This window comes from Virgibacillus sp. DJP39, from assembly GCF_049310925.1.
Taxonomy (GTDB): Bacteria; Bacillota; Bacilli; order Bacillales; family Amphibacillaceae; genus Virgibacillus_F.
This window is the reverse complement of record NZ_JBMERP010000005.1, coordinates 1-14875: the sequence shown is the minus strand read 5'-3', so window position 1 is coordinate 14875 and position 14875 is coordinate 1. Positions and strand designations below refer to the sequence as shown.

17 protein-coding genes and 2 riboswitches are annotated in these 14875 nt (G+C 38.5%); of the genes, 11 read left to right on the top strand and 6 right to left on the bottom strand.

Going from position 1 to position 14875, the window contains the following annotated elements; genetic code table 11:
- Nucleotides 1–46: 46 nt before the first annotated feature.
- From ACOI1D_RS03240 to ACOI1D_RS03230, 3 genes are all read left to right on the top strand, one after another.
- Nucleotides 47–913 carry a chemotaxis protein gene (locus ACOI1D_RS03240; RefSeq protein WP_422499187.1) on the top strand — a complete coding sequence of 289 codons (867 nt, stop codon included), beginning with the start codon at nucleotides 47–49 and terminating at the stop codon, nucleotides 911–913.
- A gap of 98 nt (nucleotides 914–1011) precedes the next feature.
- Nucleotides 1012–1059, top strand: a riboswitch (PreQ1 riboswitch).
- Between the two features lie 81 nt (nucleotides 1060–1140).
- The gene (gene queF / locus ACOI1D_RS03235) at nucleotides 1141–1638 is read left to right on the top strand and encodes a preQ(1) synthase (RefSeq protein ID WP_422499185.1); all 498 of its coding nucleotides are present in this window, start codon (nucleotides 1141–1143) and stop codon (nucleotides 1636–1638) included.
- A gap of 56 nt (nucleotides 1639–1694) precedes the next feature.
- The gene (locus ACOI1D_RS03230) at nucleotides 1695–2303 is read left to right on the top strand and encodes a queuosine precursor transporter (RefSeq protein ID WP_422499184.1); all 609 of its coding nucleotides are present in this window, start codon (nucleotides 1695–1697) and stop codon (nucleotides 2301–2303) included.
- Nucleotides 2304–2479: 176 nt separating this feature from the next.
- On the opposite strand, the gene ACOI1D_RS03225 is transcribed toward ACOI1D_RS03230, so the two are convergent.
- From ACOI1D_RS03225 to ACOI1D_RS03215, 3 genes are all read right to left on the bottom strand, one after another.
- Nucleotides 2480–3367: a vanadium-dependent haloperoxidase gene (locus ACOI1D_RS03225; protein WP_422499182.1), complete on the bottom strand. Its 888-nt coding sequence runs from the start codon at nucleotides 3365–3367 to the stop codon at nucleotides 2480–2482.
- 419 nt (nucleotides 3368–3786) lie between these two features.
- Complete coding sequence (locus ACOI1D_RS03220) at nucleotides 3787–4248, bottom strand: hypothetical protein (protein ID WP_422499180.1); 462 nt, start codon at nucleotides 4246–4248, stop codon at nucleotides 3787–3789.
- 57 nt (nucleotides 4249–4305) lie between these two features.
- On the bottom strand, nucleotides 4306–5097 hold the full coding sequence (locus ACOI1D_RS03215) for an HAD family hydrolase (protein ID WP_422499179.1): 792 nt from the start codon (nucleotides 5095–5097) through the stop codon (nucleotides 4306–4308).
- 258 nt (nucleotides 5098–5355) lie between these two features.
- On the opposite strand from ACOI1D_RS03215, the gene ACOI1D_RS03210 reads away from it, so the two are divergent.
- The 5 genes from ACOI1D_RS03210 to ACOI1D_RS03190 all read left to right on the top strand — a co-directional run bounded on the left by ACOI1D_RS03210 (nucleotide 5356) and on the right by ACOI1D_RS03190 (nucleotide 9559).
- Nucleotides 5356–6528 carry a pyridoxal phosphate-dependent aminotransferase gene (locus ACOI1D_RS03210; RefSeq protein WP_422499177.1) on the top strand — a complete coding sequence of 391 codons (1173 nt, stop codon included), beginning with the start codon at nucleotides 5356–5358 and terminating at the stop codon, nucleotides 6526–6528.
- A 69-nt stretch (nucleotides 6529–6597) separates the two neighbouring features.
- Nucleotides 6598–6707, top strand: a riboswitch (SAM riboswitch).
- A gap of 88 nt (nucleotides 6708–6795) precedes the next feature.
- The gene (locus ACOI1D_RS03205) at nucleotides 6796–7809 is read left to right on the top strand and encodes a methionine ABC transporter ATP-binding protein (RefSeq protein ID WP_422499317.1); all 1014 of its coding nucleotides are present in this window, start codon (nucleotides 6796–6798) and stop codon (nucleotides 7807–7809) included.
- Nucleotides 7799–8464 carry a methionine ABC transporter permease gene (locus ACOI1D_RS03200; protein ID WP_422499175.1) on the top strand — a complete coding sequence of 222 codons (666 nt, stop codon included), beginning with the start codon at nucleotides 7799–7801 and terminating at the stop codon, nucleotides 8462–8464. Before ACOI1D_RS03205 ends, ACOI1D_RS03200 begins: the two co-directional genes overlap by 11 nt.
- Before the next feature lie 17 nt (nucleotides 8465–8481).
- Nucleotides 8482–9309, top strand: coding sequence for a MetQ/NlpA family ABC transporter substrate-binding protein (locus tag ACOI1D_RS03195; RefSeq protein WP_422499173.1), 828 nt, complete (start codon nucleotides 8482–8484; stop codon nucleotides 9307–9309).
- Nucleotides 9310–9361: 52 nt separating this feature from the next.
- A complete protein-coding gene (locus tag ACOI1D_RS03190; protein ID WP_422499171.1) occupies nucleotides 9362–9559 on the top strand; it encodes a YwbE family protein in 198 nt (65 codons plus the stop codon).
- A gap of 348 nt (nucleotides 9560–9907) precedes the next feature.
- Here the strand turns inward: ACOI1D_RS03190 and ACOI1D_RS03185 are convergent, their stop codons facing one another.
- Complete coding sequence (locus ACOI1D_RS03185) at nucleotides 9908–11605, bottom strand: M3 family oligoendopeptidase (RefSeq protein WP_422499170.1); 1698 nt, start codon at nucleotides 11603–11605, stop codon at nucleotides 9908–9910.
- A 106-nt stretch (nucleotides 11606–11711) separates the two neighbouring features.
- On the opposite strand from ACOI1D_RS03185, the gene ACOI1D_RS03180 reads away from it, so the two are divergent.
- The 3 genes from ACOI1D_RS03180 to ACOI1D_RS03170 all read left to right on the top strand — a co-directional run bounded on the left by ACOI1D_RS03180 (nucleotide 11712) and on the right by ACOI1D_RS03170 (nucleotide 13806).
- Nucleotides 11712–11939, top strand: a complete 228-nt coding sequence (locus tag ACOI1D_RS03180; RefSeq protein WP_422499169.1) for a DUF2164 domain-containing protein — start codon at nucleotides 11712–11714, stop codon at nucleotides 11937–11939.
- A gap of 500 nt (nucleotides 11940–12439) precedes the next feature.
- A complete protein-coding gene (locus ACOI1D_RS03175) occupies nucleotides 12440–13564 on the top strand; it encodes a glycerate kinase (protein ID WP_422499168.1) in 1125 nt (374 codons plus the stop codon).
- A gap of 35 nt (nucleotides 13565–13599) precedes the next feature.
- Nucleotides 13600–13806, top strand: a complete 207-nt coding sequence (locus ACOI1D_RS03170; protein WP_422499166.1) for a hypothetical protein — start codon at nucleotides 13600–13602, stop codon at nucleotides 13804–13806.
- Between the two features lie 41 nt (nucleotides 13807–13847).
- Here ACOI1D_RS03170 and ACOI1D_RS03165 read toward each other — a convergent pair whose 3' ends face one another.
- The gene (locus ACOI1D_RS03165) at nucleotides 13848–14438 is read right to left on the bottom strand and encodes a DNA-3-methyladenine glycosylase (RefSeq protein WP_422499164.1); all 591 of its coding nucleotides are present in this window, start codon (nucleotides 14436–14438) and stop codon (nucleotides 13848–13850) included.
- 57 nt (nucleotides 14439–14495) lie between these two features.
- Nucleotides 14496–14875, bottom strand: a 380-nt coding sequence (locus ACOI1D_RS03160; RefSeq protein ID WP_422499163.1) for an amino acid ABC transporter ATP-binding protein, incomplete at its 5' end; no start/stop codon positions are given.

Genomic DNA, 14875 nt, shown 5'->3' with positions numbered 1-14875 from the left:
GCGGTATAGTTATTATTAATAGGTAAATTAATTTGGAGGTTGTGCTATGACACAAAAAATTGCAGTTGCTTTTCTGCATGGTGCAGGAACACCAGACCACGATTTCGCAGATGAAATGATACGCAAAATCAGAAAACGGTTTTCTGAGAAGCTGGGGGTTGAAAATGCAGACCAGGAAATTGTACTTGAACCAGTCTTCTGGTCGTCAGTGTTTGAGCAGGAAGAGCAGGAACTGACGGAACGCCTGAAAGCGAATACCGACTTAGACTATTTGTATTTAAGGCGGTTTGTGATTGAGTTTTTAGCAGATGCTGTGGCATACCAGCCAACAAAGCAAGAAAATCAAAACTATGATCGTGTTAATGCAATAGTAGCAAAATCTATCCGAAAATTGAAGGAGCAGGCAGGGGATTCTGCGCCACTGTGTATTATCAGTCATAGCTTAGGATCTGTTGTCGCTAGTAATTATTTTTATGACCTACAATTCAAACGTGAAAATATTGGACCAAAGACGATGGGAATTGTTTCACAAACTCCAATTGATAGCGATGAAACGTTAGCACTATTCTATACAATGGGTAGTCCATTGGCACTCTGGTCTATGCGCTATCCTGAATTTGGACAACCGATTCACGTCCCTTCCCCTGGATTAGCAAGGGCTCACCCCAAAGTTACAGGTGAATGGATAAATTTTTATGACAAAGATGATGTTCTGGCATTTCCTTTAAAAGGCCTAAACAAACACTATCAAGTAGCCGTTACAGAAGACATCCAGGTCAATGTCGGAGGGTGGCCAACAAGCTGGACACCGCTTTCCCACAGCAAATATAACACAGACCTGGACGTAATAACCCCAATTGTAAATGGTCTAGTTCGGACTTGGAAAGAAGTAAATGTAAATAATTGGAAATAGTGCCAGGCACCAACCAAAACTTTTCATAAAATAAAATTGACTTTGGTTTTCTTCGCTTATATAATTAGCGGAGTGTAATGGAGAATATATCCGTTAATTCGGGAGAGGTTCTTAGCTTTTAACCCTCTATAAAAAACTAAGGACATATGTGATTATTCAAACCATGTGCCCCTTGGGTTCGTGGTTTTTTTGCGCTTAAAAAAACAATTGGAAAGGAGGTAAACAGAATGAAAGGCAGACGCGATGAAGATTTAACAGATTTGACTCTTTTGGGGAGACAGGGAACAGCCTATCATTTCGACTACACCCCAGAGGTTTTGGAGACATTTGACAACCAGCACCAGAACAGAGATTATTTTGTAAAGCTTAACTGTCCAGAATTCACTACACTTTGTCCGAAAACTGGTCAACCAGATTTTGGTGCAGTTTATATCAGCTATATTCCTGATGTAAAAATGGTTGAAAGCAAGTCTTTAAAGCTATATTTATTCAGCTTTAGAAATCATGGTGATTTTCATGAGGATAGTATGAACATTATCATGAATGATTTAATAGACTTGATGGATCCACGTTATATACAAGTATGGGGGAAATTCACACCACGTGGAGGTATTTCTATCGACCCATTTTGTAATTATGGAAAGATAGGAACTAAGTTTGAAAAAATGGCAGATCACCGTATGATGAATCATGATCTCTATCCCGAGAAAATTGATAATAGGTAGTACTTTTTACTAGAGGGTTGCTTTGATCCATTCCAACACAACAGGAAGAGGATTATATGTTTATTTATTTAAACGCATTATTTGTAGGACTTTTACTTATTTCTAATATTTTAGGAGTGAAATTGTTTAGTGTCGGTGAGTTTATACTGCCAGCGGCTGCAGTTGTTTATGTGGCTACCTATTTAATTACGGATGTTATTGGTGAAGTCTATGGAAAAGATGCTGCAAGAAAGACAGTTCAGGCTGGATTTGTTACACAGATCGTTGCATTAGTCTTTATCTATATCGCCATTCAACTCCCTGCTGCACCAGTATTCGGAGCACAAGTTGAATTTGAAATGATTTTAGGTGGTAGCTTTAGGGTAATACTAGCAAGCCTTATTGCATATATTGCAAGTCAAAATTTAGATGTTACTATTTTTCATAGTCTTAAAAAGAAACATGGTGAAAAAAAGCTTTGGCTACGAAACAATCTTTCGACGATGACAAGTCAATTGATCGACACAACATTGTTTATTACGATTGCTTTCTGGGGACTTGTTCCTGCTAATGTTTTGATAAGTATGATCGTGACTCAATACATCTTTAAATTTTGTATAGCATTGGTGGATACACCTGTTGCCTATTTATTAGTTAGATTGGCAAAAAAATCAAACAAGGTATAGATAAAAACTCGGAAACACGCCTCCCAAATCGGATGGCGTGTTTTTATCTAGTATCACATTTCCATAGATTGTCTTAATTGACTTTAGAGACTCAAGTATGGGGTTAAGAAGAGTATCTTCTGTGTGGGTATTAATAAGAAGAATCAGAAATAATATCTGACCCCCATTTATTTAATCTATAGAAATAACGTTGGCTTAGGAGAATGAGTGTTATGGTCTTTATTTGAAGTTTCTTGCCCCATAACAAGAGAAGTACAGTCGTTTTCGAATTCGAAGGGGATAAACTGGTGGTAATCGTCTGGAAAGATTTGAGCATGCTGGTCGTCTCGATAAACTATATCAATTTGGTTCAAGTAACTGTCCCGTTGTGTTTTCATGTAATCTACAATCTTCTTGCCAATGTATCTTCCCAATTCAATTCCCTCATCATTGTCGATTGGAAAGTGAACGCCTGCATATAAACGGCTTTTTGCATCGGCTTCAGCAATTTTTCGAAGCTTTCTTGCTTCTTTAGGAAATAAATAACTTAGTACCGTTTCTGCGCAACCAGACATTGTTGCGTGCCCAGATGGGTAAGTAGGGAATCTTGGTGTGCACAAATATGTTTGCAAATTTTGATCATACTGGTTAGGTCTTGCAACGTCAAAACGATATTTTAAATCCCAAACTATTAGTAATGTGTCATTAATAGCAGCTTGTGTGGCAGCTAATATCCTAGCAGCATGTGTGGGGTCAGGTACGTAAGAATCCAGTAAACGATCGATAACTGGTGTCCATTGTTTTGTAGGGGAGCCTGATCCATAATAAGTAGCAATCTTTTCCTGAAGCGGAGTAAGATTTCTTAAGGTATGCTTGACAGCTAACAACTCTCTCTCAAAATTAATACCATTAGGATTTTTTATCGGAAGTACCATTTTTTCACCATTTGGATCAAGGTAGCTTCCATGTTCATCTCTTTTCAAATAAAATAATGGCCAGGAACCTGCAACAGGTGTAACTGGATTATTAGGTAGATTTGATTCTCCGGCATAAGGTACCTCCGACCACTTTAAGTAATTTTTCATAAAAATTGTCCCCCTACATGTCATCTTTTTACAAATCATTATATGAGTAATCTGCAAAAGAGTTTGGACTTTTGGATAATTGGTGAAAGTGACAGGCGCACCCGAATTTTCCAAAAAAGTTACTGAGACAATTGTTTTTACACTCAAACAAAACTGGATTTTTAATTACCCAGTTTTGTTTAGGAAAACTATAAAATTTTAGGCTGTAGATAAACTAAGGTGCATAATCAGTTACGTCCAGCGCATGCGCCCGAACATTACCTGGTGAAGCGCATTGACCTCTTTACGATAAGTGAACGTGAATTCACTAACGCTTATCTATTTAAGTGTGTTCAATTAAGCATGCCACATTAGGGTGGTAAAACCAAACTACCCAATGTGGCATGGACGCAGATCATACGTTGCTTTCGCTTTTGTTTTTACAATGCTCTTTCAAATCCTTCTTCATCTAAGAATTGTATAGCTTGTTTATAGGAATGGAAAGATCCGTCAAGGTTTTGCCCTGCATAAACGTTCCATAATCCATCTTCATAAGTGAGCAACAAGGTTTGTTCATTTGCATTTATCCAGCTTTCATCGTCCGGAATTACTTCCGTATTTGCCTCTGGTGAAAGGGATTGGATGGCCTGCTGGATGATTTCAAACAATTCTTTTTCTGAATAATCCCGAACATTTATCATCCCATTTCTATCTGTTTTGTAGCCACCAATTTTCTTGGCGTAAACAAAACCATTGCCGTTAGGATGTAAGTTATGAACAACTATTTTTTTGTCGATAGCACTATTTTCATAATGGAAATTCACACGTCCCATTGATATGTCCTTGCGGTTTAATTCAGGAAATTTATTAACTACAGTCAGTTTTTCTTCAAAAGTTAGCATAGGTTCCTCCGTTTGATAAAATTATGGTAATAAATGGAAAAAGTGCCAGGCACCATATTATTCAACAAGGCCTAGTTGTTTTAGGCCGTTGTAGATGCCGGATTCGGTTACGGTTGTTGTGCGTTGTTTTGCGTAGGGAAATAGGTCGGGGTGTGCGTTTCCCATGGCAAAACCTTCGCCTACTTCCTGAAGCATTTCTTTGTCGTTCATTCCATCACCGAATGCTATTGCGCCATCTTTTGTTTGGTTAAATTTCTGCAGAATAACTTTTATTGCTTCGCCTTTGTTAACCTGTTTTCTGATGACATCATAACAATTACTGATTCCATTTACGTTCACTGGCGACATATACAAGTCATCATCTGTGGAATAATGTTTTAAATCATTATCGTCAAAGTTGATCAGCGTCATACTGAGAATTTTATCGTTTATCTGATGTTCAGGTCTAAGTTGTTCATTCTCTTTAAGATGAAATGCATCAATAAATGCTTTCGTTGCATCGGAGTTAAGTGATGTATAGTAATTTTTCTCACTTGTATAAATGACGATATCATGTTGGAATTTACGAGCGGTCTCAAGAAAATAATCAGTTGTTTGGGAATTCATTGGCTCGTTAACTAATGTATTTTTTTGGTGGATAGCGAATGCGCCATTGTAGCCTATAAAGGAGTTCACCTTTAATTCCTCGGCTAGTCCATAAACCTCATGAAGCGGACGTCCTGTGGCTATAAAAACATCGATGCCTTGCTTTTTAACTTGTTCAATAGCATCTTTAGTTGAGTCCATTACTGTATGGTCGGGGCGTAAAATAGTGCCATCTATGTCTAAAAATAGTGTATGGTAAGTCATGTTATCTCCTTTTTTCGTTTAAGATGTAGTTTATTCTATCACAATTGCTTGTTTTATAACATGATTCCGACAAGGGAAGCAGTAATTGATTTGCATATTAAGTACCGGAAATCGTAATGAACTGATTGTTATATAGCAAGTGGTGAAGTATTTCTTCAAAATTTTTGTTTGATCCTAGTCGCTTCTTTTTCCTTCTTTACAAACTTTTCAACCAAGTCTATTATTAGTTACAATTAGTAAAGTGGGGAAGTGACGTAAATGCATAAATTTGAGCAATCCGATACATTAAAGCGGCTGCCTGAACAGTTTTTTGCGAAGCTTGTAAAAAAGGTTCAGCAAATAAAAAGTGAGGGACATGACGTAATAAATTTGGGGCAAGGGAATCCTGATTTACCTACACCAGAGAATATAGTAGAAGCTTTGCGTGATGCAGCGCAAGATCCGATTAATCATAAATATTCTCCTTTTCAGGGCTTTTTATATGCGAAAAAAGCAATGGCGGATTTTTACAAAAGGGAGTATGGAGTTGAGGTAGATCCAGAAACGGAGGTAGCACTATTATTTGGTGCAAAATCTGGACTCGTAGAACTAAGTCAATGTTTGTTAAATCCTGGTGATTTGGCATTATTGCCCGATCCAGGTTATCCAGATTACATGTCTGGGATTGCACTGGCAAATGCAAAAACAGAATTAATGCCTCTGCTTGAGGAAAACAATTTTTTGCCTGACTACAGAAAAATTTCTGAGGATGTTTTTCAAGAAGCTAAATTGATGTTTTTAAATTACCCGAACAACCCGACATCTGCGACTGCAACAAAAGCTTTTTTCGATGAAACAGTTTCTGTAGCCAAAAAAAATAATATCTGTGTTCTTCATGATTTTGCGTATGGTTCAATTGGCTTTGATGGTCAAAAACCACAGAGCTTCTTGCAGACAAAGGGAGCGAAGGACATTGGTGTAGAAATGTATACATTGTCAAAAACCTATAATATGGCTGGGTGGCGTGTTGCGTTTGCAGTGGGGAACAGCTCAGTAATTGAGAGTCTCAACTTAATCCAGGATCATTTGTTTGTGAGTTTGTTCGGTGGTGTACAATATGCTGCAGCCGAGGCATTAAATGGTAATCAGGATACGGTTGAGGAGTTGGTATCTATCTATGAAAGTCGACGTGATTGTTTCATCGAGAAACTAAATGAGCTCGGCTGGAAGGTACAGGCTCCAAAAGGAACGTTTTTTGCATGGCTACCAGTACCAGAAGGATATAGTTCAGAGGAATTTGCTGACTTATTATTGGAGAAAGCCCATGTTGTTACAGCACCAGGGAATGGGTTTGGAGCTGCTGGGGAAGGTTACGTCAGAGTAGGATTGCTGGCAGACGAAGCTAGATTGACAGAGGCAGCCAGGAGAATAGGCGAGCTGAAAGTTTTCTGAAAAAGGTTATTGACAAACGGATCAAACGGCTATATGATTAGTCTTAATTAATTTTTACAACAACTACATATCTTATCCAGAGTGACGGAGGGATCAGGCCCGTTAATGTCACAGCAACCTTCCTTTTGGAGTGGTGCTACTTCCTGCAGAATGAAGTTTACCATTCTGAGAGATAAGGATTGAATACAACAATCAACCCCTCTTTCATTATGGAAGAGGGGTTTTTACGTTCCAATCTTTAGAGTGAGACAAGAAAGGGGACAGCTGATGATTGAACTTCAGGATATAGAAAAGATTTATTTTACAAAAAATCAACAAGTAGTTGGTGTTGATCGTGTTTCATTGGAAGTCAACAAAGGTGAAATTTACGGGATTGTTGGCTACAGTGGTGCTGGTAAAAGTACGTTGCTCAGGTGTATGAACATTCTGGAGCGTCCAACTTCAGGAGCTGTCCTTGTTGGCGGTGTTAACTTACTAACGTTGTCACCAAGAGAGTTGCGAACAGCAAGACAATCAATCGGAATGATTTTTCAAGGATTTCATTTAGTCGCTTCTAAAACAGTATTTGAAAATGTGTCATTTGCATTAAAAGCAGCGGGAATTGGAAAGGTCAGTCGTAAATATAGAGTAATAGAACTACTGGAATTAGTAGGTTTATCTGACAAAGTTAATCATTACCCAGCTCAGCTAAGCGGTGGTCAAAAGCAGCGAGTCAGTATTGCCAGGGCGCTTGCGAATAATCCGAAAGTGCTATTGTGTGACGAGGCAACGTCATCACTTGACCCCAGCACTACCAAGTCCATCTTGGCTTTATTGAAAAAAATTAATACAGAACTTGGCATCACAGTGGTTTTAATAACACATGAGATGGAGGTTGTAAAAGAAATTTGTCATCGTTGTGCAGTTATGCAGGATGGCCGGATTGTTGAGAGAGGTCCCGTATATGACATTTTCTCAAAACCAAAAGAGGAGCTAACCAAAAACTTTATTCAAACTATATTACAATTTACTTTACCTGAAAAGCTACTGGCTGCGTGTGAGGGTACACTAGTAAAGCTTCAGTTTCGAGGAAAGCTTGCTGAAGAAGCAATCGTATCCGATATGTTGCAGGGCTTTCAGGTTAGCGGAAATATTTTACACGGAAAAGTTGAATATATTCAGGATGCACCACTTGGAATCTTTATTATGGAATTGAACGGAAGTAAGGATGAAGTGGAAAAAGCAATTGCTTATTTAGAGAATCGCGTGAAACAGGTGGAGGTGATTCAATATGGAATTTAGCCGGTTGATTGAAATTTTGCCAGAGTTAAATACTGCTTTCTTTCAAACACTGTACATGGTTGGTATTGCGCTGCTTGTTGCTATTGTGATCGGTCTTCCGCTTGGGATTCTGTTATATGTGACTGACAAAGGGTTCTTTTTGGAAAATAAAGTAGTAAAAGGTATTGCGGGTATAGTCACAAACCTTATTCGCTCCATTCCATTTATCATTCTACTAATATTTCTGTTACCTTTTACAAACGAAATATTGGGGACAACAATTGGTCCAACTGCAGCGGCAGTACCGTTATCCGTTGCAGCTATTCCATTTTTTGCGAGAATAGTAGAGTCCTCAGCCAGGGAGATTGATAGAGGAGTAATTGAAGCAGCGATTTCAGTAGGTGCCTCTCCTTGGATGATTATAAAGGATATTATCTTGCCTGAAGCAAAACCAGGGATAATTAGTGGCCTTACAATTACAACAATTAGCTTAATCGGTTATTCAGCGATGGCTGGTGCAATTGGCGGCGGAGGTATTGGAGATTTGGCGATAAGATATGGTTATTACCGCTACGATGATTTAGTAATGTACACGACGATAGTAGTCTTAATAGTACTAGTTCAAGTGATTCAATATACAGGGGACTTTATTGCAAAAGCAGTAAACAAACGATAAAAGGGAGGAATTATAAAATGAAAAAAGGTTTAGGATTAATTTTTACTTTATTAATAGTGTTGGTGCTTGCTGCTTGTGGATCAAATGAGGGTGCAACTGGTGGATCAGGTGATGACAAGAAGGTAATCAATTTTGGCGCAACGGTCGGACCTTATAGTGACATGGTAACAAAGGCATTGAAACCATTACTTGAGGAAAAAGGATACACGGTTAAAAATACGGAGTTTAGTGATTATATACAACCAAACAAGGCGCTCCACAACGGTGACTTGGATGCCAATTTATTTCAGCATAAAATATATTTTGAAGCCTTTGAAAAAGAACATAACATGGATCTATCTGAAATAAAAATAGTACCAACAGCTCCAATGGGTGTTTATTCAAACAAATATGATTCACTAGAAGCAATCGAGGATGGTAGTGCAATTACAATTGCAAACGATCCAACTAATCTCGCAAGAACTTTAATTATGCTACAGGATGCTGGATTAATAAAAATTAAAGACGATATTGATCCACTACGTGCAACTATTGATGATGTAATTGAAAATCCTAAAAATCTTGTTTTCCAACAAGTAGAAGCCGGGCAATTACCGCGAACCGTTGAGACTGAAGATTTGGCAGCAGTACCGGGGAATTATGCACTAGCAGCAGATTTAGATTTACTAGATGCATTGGTTCTTGAAAATATGCCTGATGATTATCGCAACAGGGTAGTTGTAAATACAAAAGATCTAGATACAAACTGGGCAAAGGATATCAAAGAAGTTATTGAATCACCGGAATTTGAAGAAATTATCGATGAGAAGTTTAAAGGATTTGGTAAGCCGGAGTGGATGAAGTAAGCAAGATTCTCATGTATAATGAAACTAGCTTTAGCTAGAGAGGGTCGTTAACATGACAGTTGATGGAAGATACCGGGATCAAGTGCATCCGGGGCTGGAAGTAGATGTAGTATTAAAAAAAGACCAACGTACTGGTCAACTGACTAATGGTGTGGTAAAGGATTTGTTAACAAAATCTTCATTTCATCCACACGGAATAAAAGTTCGCCTTGAAGACGGCCAGGTTGGTCGTGTGAGTACTGGCAAATAAAATAACCGCTACCTCTATTAAGTGGGGGTAGCGGTTATTTTTTCTAACAAGACACCTAAACAGCCACGTCCAGCTCCAGCGCCCATTACCTAGTGTCGCACATGACCTCCTTACGATAACAGTTCGACATTAGTCGAACGTCCTACAGCTTACGCTCTTCATGTTTCCTATATCTCATAAAGGATGTTCGATTAAAACCGCCACTTTGCGTGGGCACAGGACATACGGCAATAAACGGGCGCCTACGCTTTTGTTAGCAGGTAAGAAAGTAATAAGTCCTTTCTTAATTCATAAGTGCAACTAGGGCTTTCGCCATTAAGGCTTGGCGATAAGCCAAGTTTTCTAATCTTAAAGTGATTTGTCGTCGACTGAATCCAACCATTTTTCAATAGTCTCTACTATAGATTCTACGGTTCCTTCTTTAAAAGGAGATTGCAAATTTGCTGATTCTACTAAGCTGAGAAATGGCTTTTTACCGCCTAGTTGACATAATTTTATGTAGTCATTCCAGGCTAACTGATGATTTTCTTGTGCGCGCTGCCAGAATTGGAAGGCACAAATTTGTGCAAGCGTATAGTCGATGTAATAAAAAGGAACATCATAAATATGACCCTGGCGCTGCCAGAATCTACCGGACTCAAAGTATTCATTTCCATCGTAATCCCGGTGTGGTAAATAGATTTTCTCGAGCTTTTTCCATGCCTGGTTACGTTCATCTGGTGACCACTCTGGGTTCTCATAAACGAGATGTTGAAATTCATCAACGGCAACACCATATGGCAAGAACTGTAAACCATCTGCTAAATGGGAGTACTTGTACTTTTCCGTATCTTCTTTGAAAAACAATTCCATCCAGGGCCATGTAAAAAATTCCATGCTCATGGAGTGGATTTCAGCTGATTCATGGGTTGGCCAGATATATTCAGGAATACCAATATTACGGCTTTCGTAAACCTGAAATGCGTGTCCTGCCTCATGTGTCAGTACATCTATATCACCAGAGGTACCATTGAAGTTGGCGAAAATAAACGGTGACTGGTAATCGTCGATAAACGTGCAGTATCCACCAGCTTCTTTACCTTTTTTCGCTTCTAAATCCATCAATTTGCGATCTAACATATAATGGAAAAATTCATTTGTTTCTGCTGATAATTCCTCATACATTTTCTTTCCATTTTCTATAATCCATTCAGGTGTACCTTTTGGAATTGCATTGCCTGTTTTAAATTTAAATGATTCGTCATAGCTTTTAAGTGAATCAACACCAATTCGTACTGCTTGTTTCTCGTAAAGCTTTGTAACAAGAGGAACGATGGATTCGCGAACTTGTTTTCGGAAAATAGATACATTGCCAGCATCATAATCAATACGAAGCATGCGGATATATCCCAACTCCACAAAGTTCTTATATCCTAATGTTGTTGCGATTTCATGGCGGGTTTTCACCAGTTGATCATAAATCGTATCAAATTCCTCTGCATGCTGGGCAAAAAATCCAGCGCTTGCTTCAACGGCTTTCTTTCTAACTTCCCTAGTTTTGTCCTGTGCAAAAGGACTCAGTTGGGCAAGAGTTAACGTTTTCCCTTCAAATTCCACTTCTGCTGACGCTACAAGCTTAGAATATTTAGAGGTTAGCTTATTCTCTTTTTGAAGCAACTTCATTACTTTAGGATCAAATGCTTTGATTTCAAAATCTGCAATTTGGAATAACTGTTCTCCCCACTGCTTTTCTAAATCATCACGGTAAGGTGATTTGACTAACTCCTTGTAGAAATCGGTATTAATTTCTTTGATTTCGGGATCAATGTCGTCAAAGAAGTCACGTTCCTTTTGATAAAAGTCATCGTTTGTATCAATGGATGAGCGGATGTAGACAAGGTTAAACAGCGTTGATAAATGATTTCGAAATTCGTTAATTTCATTAATTGCTTTGTTAGCTTCCTCAATCGAGGATGCTGTCTTAAATGTGTTTAGTAGACTAGTGAACGCACTTTTTTCTTTCCCTAGATTTGGGCGTTCATAGTTAAAATTATCAAACGTTTGCATTAAAACCCTCCTCTAATAATTATTTATTCGACATGATGCATCAAATTCCTGCTTTATAAATGCTATTATTGTTATACTGAATAAAAACAAGTTTAGGGGGATTTAGATGAAGTCAAAGTTTCAACTAACAAAAGAACAAAAGGATGACATGGCTGGGCTAATAAAGGGGTATTTTGAAAAGGAACGTGGAGAAGACATTAGTCATTTAGCATCTTTATTAATTTTTGATTTTATTACTGAAGAGATTGCACCGCTATTTTATAACAAGGGAGTAGAGGACGCTCATGCGTTTATGACGAGTAAGCTGGATGATTTATTTGAAATTCAAAAGTAACATATGAAACGTTTGTTCAGCATATACATATTATAGTTTATAATTAGTCGAATTCGGGTAATTTTAGTATAACCACTAATTAATGAAGAATGAGAGGATGAATTTCATGCTTCGGACTGTTTTAATGATTATAGGCGCAATTGTTGTTATCGGCTGGATCTTGTCACTTTTGTAAAGGTGATATAACATTTTTAAGGAAAACCATTAAGGATAGTCTTAGTGGTTTTTTTAATTTTAGCAGGTAAGAAAGTATAAATCTTTTCTTACTGCATAAGTGCAACTAAGGCTTTTGCCATTAAAGCTTGGCGATAAGCCAAGTTTTCTAAAAATGAATAGGAATGATCAACTAGTAATTTATAATGTTGTACTATAAAGTTAAAAAAAAACAGGTATTTAAGCTTAATCTTGACATAAACAAGAACATATGTTTTGGTTAATAGAACTAGATATTGAAAATAACTTTATTATTAGAAAAAAAGCTCTAAGGGAGTATCATTACAATGAAAAATATAGTGATTGCACCGGATTCATTTAAAGACAGTTTGACTGCTTCGCAGGCTGCAAATATTATGCAACGTGCTGTTTTGGATATTTTTCCTAACTGCAATGTAACCAAGAAACCGATGGCAGATGGTGGGGAAGGTACATTAGAAACGTTGTTGGAGTCGTCTGACAGTAGACGTGTACCCATAAATTGTACAGGGCCATTAGGTGATAAAATTGAAACCACCTATGGAATCGTTGACAAAAATACAGCAATAATTGAATATGCTGCTATAGCTGGACTAGATCTAATCCCATCTAATCAACGAAATCCTGATATTACAACATCATACGGTGTAGGTGAAGTAATACTTGATGCGCTTGCACAGGGGTGTACTTCAATAATTCTTGGGTTGGGTGGAAGTTCGACTAATGATGCTGGATTAGGCCTGCTCCAAGCATTAGGATTACGAGCTTGGGATAAGAATGGAACACAGCTAAGTGGTTTTGGAAAGGATCTGCTGGAGGTTAACAAGGTAAGTCTGGATTGTATGGATACAAGACTTGGGGAACTTGATATACGCGTGGCTTGTGACGTTGACAATCCATTACGTGGACCCAGAGGTGCAAGTGTTATTTATGGACCACAAAAAGGTGCAGATGAAGAGCAAGTTAAGCAGTACGATAAAGGGATACAGGAGTTCGCAGACTTAATTGAAGCGGAAATCGGGCAGTCTTACCAAGAAGTAGCGGGTTCCGGGGCTGCGGGTGGAATCGGATTTGCAATGTTATCAATCGGAGGGTGTTTGGTTTCGGGTGCAAAATTAATCGCTGATGCCTCTAAAATAGATTCATCTATTAAACAGGCAGACCTGGTTATAACTGGCGAAGGAAAAAGTGATGAACAGACACTTTACGGTAAAGCACCTGGTTATATTGCTATACTTGCGCAAAGCTACCGCGTTCCTGTTGTGTTAATTTCAGGGAGCCTATCGGGAAACCTTGATAGCCTGCGTGGGCAATTTTCCGGTTGTTTTTCAATTATAAACCAGCCACTATCCCTGGAGGAGAGTCTTAACAAAGCTGAGGAACTACTATATGAACAAACGAAATCGGTAGTCCACTTGATGCGTTCTATCTAACCTCAGTTTTCCTGGGAGATAAAGGAGGGATAGCATTGGTCATTAAAAATGGGTCAACATTAAGCAAGGATTATTTTAAGTCATATTTCAAGTTACGAATGAATACCCTCGGTTGCACCCTTGTTGAAGCTAGGGAACAAACCAATAGTGAATTTTTTTCAGAAAATGCAGATCGTTTCGGGGAAGAAACATATAATAATTTCTGTAGTGCCTACAAGGAAATGAAGGAAAAGCAGGAATAGAATCTTTTCTAAGGTTCTCACTCACGTTGTAATTCTTCCCTTCATCTTGATAAAAATTTGCTGTCCTTTACCCAGAAACGCCATGGATATTCTACTGCCTCGCCTGAATTTTGGATCCCGATGCGAGGACCAGATTCAATAAGATTCGGGCTTATTTGCTTACCGTCTGAAATCCATAGGGGAGATTGGCTAAGTGGATGACCATAATCAGACATTGTGATTCCTAAAGCCTTCGTTAACTTTCCTGGTCCACTCGTCCATTGAATTTGTTTCTTTGCTTTAGGTCTTCTTTTTGCCATCAAATCTATCCCTTCGATAGGCTCGACTGCCCTGATCAGGATTGCTTCAGGACAACCTACTTCACCACTCACTACATTGAAAAGACAATGTGTATGCATAGAGTAGGTATATGTGATACCAGGCTCACCAAACATAACCTCGGTTCGTTTTGTGCGGCGGTTCCCAAAGCTGTGTGCCGCGCGATCATCAGGTCCCATGTATGCTTCTGTTTCTACGATTATCCCGGATGCAGTGCCATCAGAAGTTTCTTTAACCAGCAAACATCCTAGTAATGATTTTGCAAGCTCCAGTGTTGGTTGACTGTAGAAATCTGTGCTAAGCATATTGTACATACTAGCTCTCCTTTAATTAAAAATTAAAGGCAACCAGTTACGGCAGCCTTTTGTTCTTTATTGAAGTTTACTAAGAAATTGTTTTGTTCGTTCTTGTTGTGGATTGTCAAAAATATCGTTTGGGTCACCACGTTCAACAATGATACCGTTATCCATGAACAATACTTCATCTGCTGCTTCCTTTGCAAATTTCATTTCATGGCTTACTACGACCATTGTCATGCCCTCTTCTGCAAGGTCTTTCATTACCTTTAGTACTTCACCAACAAGCTCAGGGTCAAGTGCTGATGTTGGTTCGTCAAAAAGAATGAGCTGTGGGTCCATAGCTAGCGCACGAGCAATTCCAACACGTTGTTGTTGACCACCTGACAACTGGTATGGGTACACATCAATCTTTTCAGCAAGACCTACCTTTGTTAAAAGTTTTTCCGCTATTT